Below are 6,744 nucleotides of genomic sequence, written 5' to 3'. Positions count from 1 at the left end.
GGCGAGTGCGACGATGTTGTCGCGGAACTCTGGGACGTGTTTGAGTGTTTTTTTGGTGTCTTTCATATTGCTATGATTGCATAGGTATATTTACATAGCTATATACCCTATTTGATTGCTTCGGGTTCCATCACGCTTCTCAACCATGATCAGAAAAGAACGGTCTGAGTGTCTCAAATGTTCCATGCTTACTTTCGGTGTTGTACGATAACGTACCTGTATTGTGCAGACCTATAAATCCAATAAAACTTGGAGTGACCGACCTGTGATTATTCGCAGTATCGAAATCATCCGCATCAGCATCCCGTTCAGCGCAGGTACTGAGTCCCGGCAAAACCGGGGCCGGGCCAAGGACGATGACGCGTTCAATGCCGCCTCTCCGAGCCATCGGCGTATGGAAAGCCTGATGCTCAAAGTCACCACAGACACCGGCATGGTGGGGTGGGGCGAGGCGTTCGGACACGGTTCCAACCCGGTGACGTTCAAGGCGTTATCCGATGTCGTCGGGCCGATGTTCATTGGAACGCGGCTCGAAGATCGCGAGCAAACCCTGGAACGAGTGCGCCGCGCCGTTCATGGTTTTGGCTCCACCGGGCCGATGGTCTACGCACTCTCGGGAATGGACATTGCCCTCTGGGATCTCGCCGCTCAGGACGCAGGCGTCCCACTGTATCAACTGCTCGGCGGCGTACCGCGAACGCTGGAGTTGTATGCCAGTCTGGTCAGTTATGGCAATGACCCTGACGAGGTGCATCGTCAGGTCAGCCGCGCCCGGGATCTAGGTTTTCGCAAAATCAAACTGCATGAAACCGATGTCGATGCGATCGCCGCTGCCCGCGTGGCGCTGCCCGTGACGGCGGGCGAGCTGATGGTCGATGTCAACTGCCCATGGTCAGTGGCTGAGGCCAGCGATATCGCTCAGCGCTTGAAGGGGCTTGAACTGACCTGGCTGGAAGAACCGGTGTGGCCACCCGACGACGTCGCCGGGCTGGCACTGGTGCGTCGCATAGGTGTGCCGTTGTCCGCTGGTGAGAACGCCGCTGGAGTGCAAGGCATCAAAGCGTTGCTCGAACACCAGGCGGTTGATGTCTTACAACCCAGCGTAGCGAAGGTCGGTGGCATCAGCGCAATGCTCCAGGTGTTTGCACTGGCGAAGCATCACGGTGTGAAAGTCGTGCCGCACTGTTTTTACTTCGGCCCAGGTCTGTTGGTCGTGGCTCACCTGTGCACATTGTTGCCCCACGAGGTGGCCATGGAGGTGCCGTTCATTGAGTTCGAGCGCCTGTTGTATCCCGCCTTGGCATTCAAACCGAGGATGGATCTACCGTCCGCCGCCGGTTTGGGTTTCGCGCCAGATCTGCAGGTGATCGAAGACTACTGCGTCGAGCGTGCGTTGATCGACTAAGTCCGCTCAGCTGTTTCTACTAATAAAAAAGGCCATAAAAAAATGAAAGGCAACTATCGCTGGTACATCGCTGGTTTGCTGTTCTTTGCAGGCATGCTCAATTACCTGGATCGGGCGGCACTCTCAGTGGTCGCGCCGCTGCTCAAGAGCGAATTGCACATCGACGACGCGCAGATGGGCTTCATTTTCAGCGCCTTTTTCATTGGCTATTGCGCCCTGTGCTTTATCGGTGGCTGGGCGGCCGATACTTACGGGCCGAAAAAAGTATTCGCCTGGGCGGCGGGAACCTGGTCGGTGTTCTGCGGTTTGACCGCAGTGATCACCGGTTACGTGCAGTTGCTGATTTTTCGGGTGTTTTTTGGCATGGGCGAGGGGCCGATGGGCACCACCACCAACAAGGCCATTACCAACTGGTTTCCCCGGGAAGAAGCGGGCCGGGCGCTAGGCTTCACCAACTGCGGACAACCGCTGGGGGCGGCACTGGCCGGCCCGGTGGTAGGGCTGGTGGCGCTTAACTATGGTTGGCGCGTGTCTTTTGTGGTCATCGCCGTGCTGGGTGCGTTGTGGTTGTTGGCCTGGCTGATGATTTTCAAAGACACGCCCGAGCAGCACCCGAAAGTTTCCCAGGCAGAGCGTGAATTAATCAGGGCCAGCCGGGAAGAAGTGCTGGTCGAAAGTGTTGAAGAGGGCCGGAGCTTGTTCAGCTATATCTTTTCCGCACCGGTGCTGGCGGTAGCGGTGGCGTTCTTCTGCTTCAACTATGTTCTGTACTTTTTTCTCACTTGGTTGCCCAGCTACTTGATGGACTACCAGCATCTCGACATTAAAAGCATGAGCATCATTGGTGTGATCCCTTGGCTGGGCGCAGCGGTGGGTTTTTTGGGCGGTGGTTTCCTCACCGACGTGCTGGGCAAGAAACTCGGTAATGTGATTCTGGCCCGTAAAATCATGCTTATCGTAGGTCTTGGGGTAGCGGCGGTGTGCGTATTGACCACCACGCAAGTAACTTCGTTGGGTATGGCGGTTGCCTGTATCACCGTGTCCAGTATTTTCCTGTTCGTGACCCCGCAGATTTGCTGGGCGTTGATTCAGGACATCGTGCCCAAGAACCGCGTCGGCGGTACCGGTGGCTTCGTTCACCTGCTGGCAAATCTTGCGGGGATCATCGCGCCCACATTGACCGGGCTGGTGGTGCAATACGGCGGCGGGTACAACGTGGCCTTCGTCATCTCGGCCGCCGTGTGTGGCTTGGGGATGGTAGTCGTAGTGTTGGCAGTGAAAGGGCAGAAGCATCAGGCGCCGACTGACAACGCGGCCGTAGTGACGCGATAACGGAGTGACTTGGAACAATGACCGTATGTTGTTTACACAGCATGCGGCCGCTGCTCTCGGCGAGAGATGCCTGCTGCCAGCGACTGTCCCGCGTCTAAACGCTTGCCCGTCAGTTCAGCCGCCGTCCGCTTCTGGCTGATCGTTGCCTGTCGCCACGAGCAGAAAACGACTGTGGATTCGTACAGGCAGCTCGGGTGTCCTGACTGCTGAGTCGTGCAGAACAGCTGGGCCCATATGAGTGGAGCCGGCATCCAGGTCTCCTCAGTAACAGTCATTCAGACGTTGCTAAAAAAGCAAAAGTCATTTGCGATCTGAGTGGATTGTTGCACCAGGACTCCGAAGTTACGATCGATCCATCCCTGCAACTCATCAGGCTATTGGCGTGAGTTCAAGACAGTTTGCATTGATTACCTGTCGCTCAGCTGATCGTCCTTCCACTCGATCAAATATGGAAACTTAAATGTCGAAACTCTTCGAAGCATTCCGCATGGGTGACACCACGCTCAAAAATCGTGTCGTCATGGCGCCGTTAACCCGATCTCGCGCACCCAATGATGTCGCCGATGAGCGAGTGGCGTTGTATTACGCGCAACGCGCCACCGCAGGTTTGATCGTCAGCGAGGGCACGCCGATATCTCGTGAAGGTCAAGGCTACCTCTTTAATCCTGGCATCTTCACCCCCGAGCAGATCGCTGGATGGCGCCTCACCACCAATTCGGTTCATTCCGTGGGTGGCAAGATGTTTGCGCAAATCTGGCACGTGGGGCGTGTTTCCCATCCGTCGATCCAAGAGGGCGGGAAACTGCCGGTCAGCGCCACGTCGAAGCAAGCAGTTGGCGCGACAGCTTTTGGCTACGACGCTGACGGCAAGCCGGCGTTGGTAGAGCCACCTGCGCCGCGCCAGCTTACAACGGCCGAGGTTTCTCGGATCGTCGGTGAGTTCGCGCAGGCGGCCGAAAATGCGATCGAGGCAGGTTTTGATGGCGTAGAAATTCATGGTGCCAATGGCTATCTGTTCGAGCAGTTCATGAATCCGCTGGTCAATGATCGGAGCGATCAATACTCCGCGGATCAGTTGGGAAATCGTCTGCGCTTCACGCTGGAAGTCATTGACGCCGTGGTTGCGCGGATTGGCGCGGGGCGTGTAGGTATCCGTATTTCGCCGTACGGACAACTGTTCGATATGCCGTTGTATGAGCAGATCGATGAAACCTACACCGCGCTTGCTGCAGAAATTGGTGCCCGGCAACTGGCCTATGTACATGTCATGGATCAGTCCGGGTTTCCTGCCCCGGGTACCGAGGGTGGCGGTGGCGGCCCGAAAGCGACCTTTATCAATTTGCTGTCGACCATGAAATCAAAATTGCCTGGCACCGCGCTTATTCTGGCGGGCGGCATGTCGCGCCAACGTGCGCAAGACCTGATTAATGACGGAATCACGGACCTCGCCGCGTTTGGCACCGCTTATATCAGCAACCCTGATCTGGTGGCGCGCTTGCAGAACAACTGGCCTCTGACTGAGCCAAAGCGTGAAACGTTTTACGGAGGCGGAGCCGAAGGTTATGTCGATTACCCACCCCATCGAGGGTAAGTAATCGCGACAGCAGGGTTCATTTCCCGAGATTTGGCAGCCGTCCCCGGTAATCGGTGCGGCTGTTTTTGCATGCCTGATGCAAATAGAAGCGAGAGGACAATCAGCGGCCGTTCTGTTTTAGTACAGATTTACTGCGCCTCCTGCTGGAGACTTCCCCTATGCACCTCAAAGCGCACCGATACTTTGCCATGGTCGCCGTGACCGGCAGCTTTTCGGCGACGGCTCGACATTTTCGCGTCCCTGCGTCCTCCGTTTCACGCTTCATCTCGGCACTGGAGCGGGACCTGGGCCAGCAGCTCCTCTATCGGAATACTCGCGCAGTAAAGCTGACGGATGCGGGCGAACGCTATTACGTTCAGATCCGCGAAGTGTTGGAGTTGCTCGATGCCGCCGATGAGGAAGTCACCGGTAAGGTAGGCGAGATTCGTGGTCTTGTGCGGATCAATGCGCCAGTTGCGTTCGGCAGCCTGCATATCGTGAAACTGTTGAATGGTCTGTATGACAAGTATCCGCAATTGATTGTTGAGCTTACGGTCACCGATGCCTTTGTCGACCCGGTTCAGGAGGGCGCAGACATCATATTTCGGGTGGGCCACCTTGAAGATTCCGGATTAATTGGCCGGAAAATTTGCGACCAGCAATACGTCCTGTGTGCTAGCGCAGGGTACATAGCAAGGTACGGCAAACCCGCTTCGCCAGAGGATCTGCAGAACCATGCGTGCCTGGTCTACAAGGGAACAGGCGGGGCGCAACGCTGGTATTTTGGGAAGCCCGCCAGTAACAAGGTGAAAATTATCGAGGTGCATGGCCCGCTCAGAAGCAACAATGCGCAGGTACTGGTAGAGGCGGCACTCGCGGGGCGAGGGATTGTGTTTTTTCCTTCCTGGATTTTCAGCAGAGAGAGCTTCATGAACAAGCAGCTCATTCAGCTTTTGCCGATTGGGAGGGGGCGGTTGAGCAGACACCAAGCCAGATACATTTGATTTCCCCCGAGAATCGACTCCGCTCCCAGAAAGTTCGCGTAGTGTGGGACTACTTCATCAATGCGATTGGCGTTCCTCCCTATTGGGATGATTTGAGCGGGGCTTGAACTGGCTGTCATAGCTGAAATGCGAAGGTCCGCTGTTGGCCGATTCCAGCCTATCCCGAGTGGTTGAAATCGACCCGTTGCAGGCGGTCGCGAGCGACTGCTTTTGGGAAGCCCTGTCTTCAGCTGCGGGTCTTGGTAGGGAGTGGACAGGGTGCCGGTTTGAGTTGCTCACCCTTACCGGTTGGCGCTGTCAGGCAGCACCTCCGATTGAGCAGGTAAATCCTGACGTGGGACATCACTGGGCGTGCTGTCAAAGCGGGCGCGTGCGGCATGGATGTCGCCGTAGCGACGATCCGCCCAATCGATGAGGCCCGCCATCGGTTCCAGCAGCGATTGGCCCAGTGGGGCCAACCGATATTCAACGCCCGGCGGCTTGGTCGGAGAGACATGGCGGGTGATCAGTCCATCGCGCTCCAAATCGCGCAAGGTCTGGGTGAGCATGCGCTTGGAAATGTCATGGACAGCGCGGTGAAGCTCGCTGAAGCGGTGTGGTCGCATCGCGAGAGCCATGATCATGAGCATGCTCCATTTGTCGCCGATACGGTCGAGCACGTCTCGAACCGGGCAGTGCACGGATTGGGACTCGCCCAACGGATATCGGCTAAATCTTTCGATAGCACTCAATGCGTTGCTCATGCGGAATTCCTCGGGATCTGCTGGTTACAAAAAACTGCCTCCTTACGGCACGAGGCGGCGGTCTCTATAGTAGACCTATCCCAATTAATAAGTCCCACTCGAGGAGCTTCCATGTCCCTTTCTGTTCTCACCCGCTTTCTCTTCACTGGCTCCGGCATACAGGCGGATCACGTTTGGAGTGGCTTTGCCGTCTGACGATTGATCGGGGCGATGGTTTGGAATCACTTACTCCAACTAAAGCGTATCGGTAGTAATTCCTGCCTGTTAGTTGGCCTTTATGTACAAGAATCCTAAAGATCAGGAGAGCGCTCATGTTTTTAGTCATGGGAATTACGGGAAAAGTTGGCGGCGCAACGGCAAAACATCTGTTAGCGCAAGGCAAAGAAGTACGTGCGCTCGTTCGGAATCGTGGAAAGGCGGCGAAGTGGGCCGACGAAGGCGTGCAACTGGTAGATGGCGACTGGAGTGATTCGGCAGCCATTGAGATGGCGCTTAGAGATGTCGAAGGCGCGTTTGTGATGTTGCCAACTGAATGGGCACCTTCGCCTGATTACAAAGAAGCGAAGGCTGTGATTGCAAACTACGTCGGTGCGCTTGCCCAGGCAGCACCGCCGCGGGTGGTAGCACTCTCATCAATGGGTGCGAACAGAACCAGCGGGCTGGGGATGATCACGGCCCTGTCGCTTC

Annotated in this window: 6 protein-coding genes; 5 read left to right on the top strand and 1 reads right to left on the bottom strand. The window is 56.2% G+C overall.

Annotated features, from left to right (window positions below; all coding sequences use genetic code 11):
- The first annotated feature begins 265 nt into the window (after window positions 1–265).
- From M0974_RS16410 to M0974_RS16395, 4 genes are all read left to right on the top strand, one after another.
- Window positions 266–1,405: a mandelate racemase/muconate lactonizing enzyme family protein gene (locus tag M0974_RS16410; protein WP_297838810.1), complete on the top strand. Its 1,140-nt coding sequence runs from the start codon at window positions 266–268 to the stop codon at window positions 1,403–1,405.
- Between the two features lie 42 nt (window positions 1,406–1,447).
- Window positions 1,448–2,737: an MFS transporter gene (locus M0974_RS16405; protein ID WP_297838807.1), complete on the top strand. Its 1,290-nt coding sequence runs from the start codon at window positions 1,448–1,450 to the stop codon at window positions 2,735–2,737.
- Window positions 2,738–3,197: 460 nt separating this feature from the next.
- Complete coding sequence (locus M0974_RS16400) at window positions 3,198–4,328, top strand: alkene reductase (protein WP_297838804.1); 1,131 nt, start codon at window positions 3,198–3,200, stop codon at window positions 4,326–4,328.
- A gap of 161 nt (window positions 4,329–4,489) precedes the next feature.
- The gene (locus M0974_RS16395) at window positions 4,490–5,314 is read left to right on the top strand and encodes a LysR family transcriptional regulator (protein WP_297838801.1); all 825 of its coding nucleotides are present in this window, start codon (window positions 4,490–4,492) and stop codon (window positions 5,312–5,314) included.
- Window positions 5,315–5,595: 281 nt separating this feature from the next.
- Here the strand turns inward: M0974_RS16395 and M0974_RS16390 are convergent, their stop codons facing one another.
- The gene (locus M0974_RS16390; protein WP_297838798.1) at window positions 5,596–6,057 is read right to left on the bottom strand and encodes a helix-turn-helix domain-containing protein; all 462 of its coding nucleotides are present in this window, start codon (window positions 6,055–6,057) and stop codon (window positions 5,596–5,598) included.
- A gap of 311 nt (window positions 6,058–6,368) precedes the next feature.
- Between M0974_RS16390 and M0974_RS16385 the strand changes: the two genes are divergently transcribed.
- Window positions 6,369–6,744, top strand: a 376-nt coding sequence (locus M0974_RS16385; RefSeq protein WP_297838796.1) for an NAD(P)H-binding protein, incomplete at its 3' end; no start/stop codon positions are given.

It is taken from the genome of Pseudomonas sp., assembly GCF_026224925.1.
Lineage (GTDB): Bacteria > Pseudomonadota > Gammaproteobacteria > Pseudomonadales > Pseudomonadaceae > Aquipseudomonas.
Note: the sequence above shows the minus strand (reverse complement) of the source record. Positions and strands in the feature narration are given on the sequence as shown.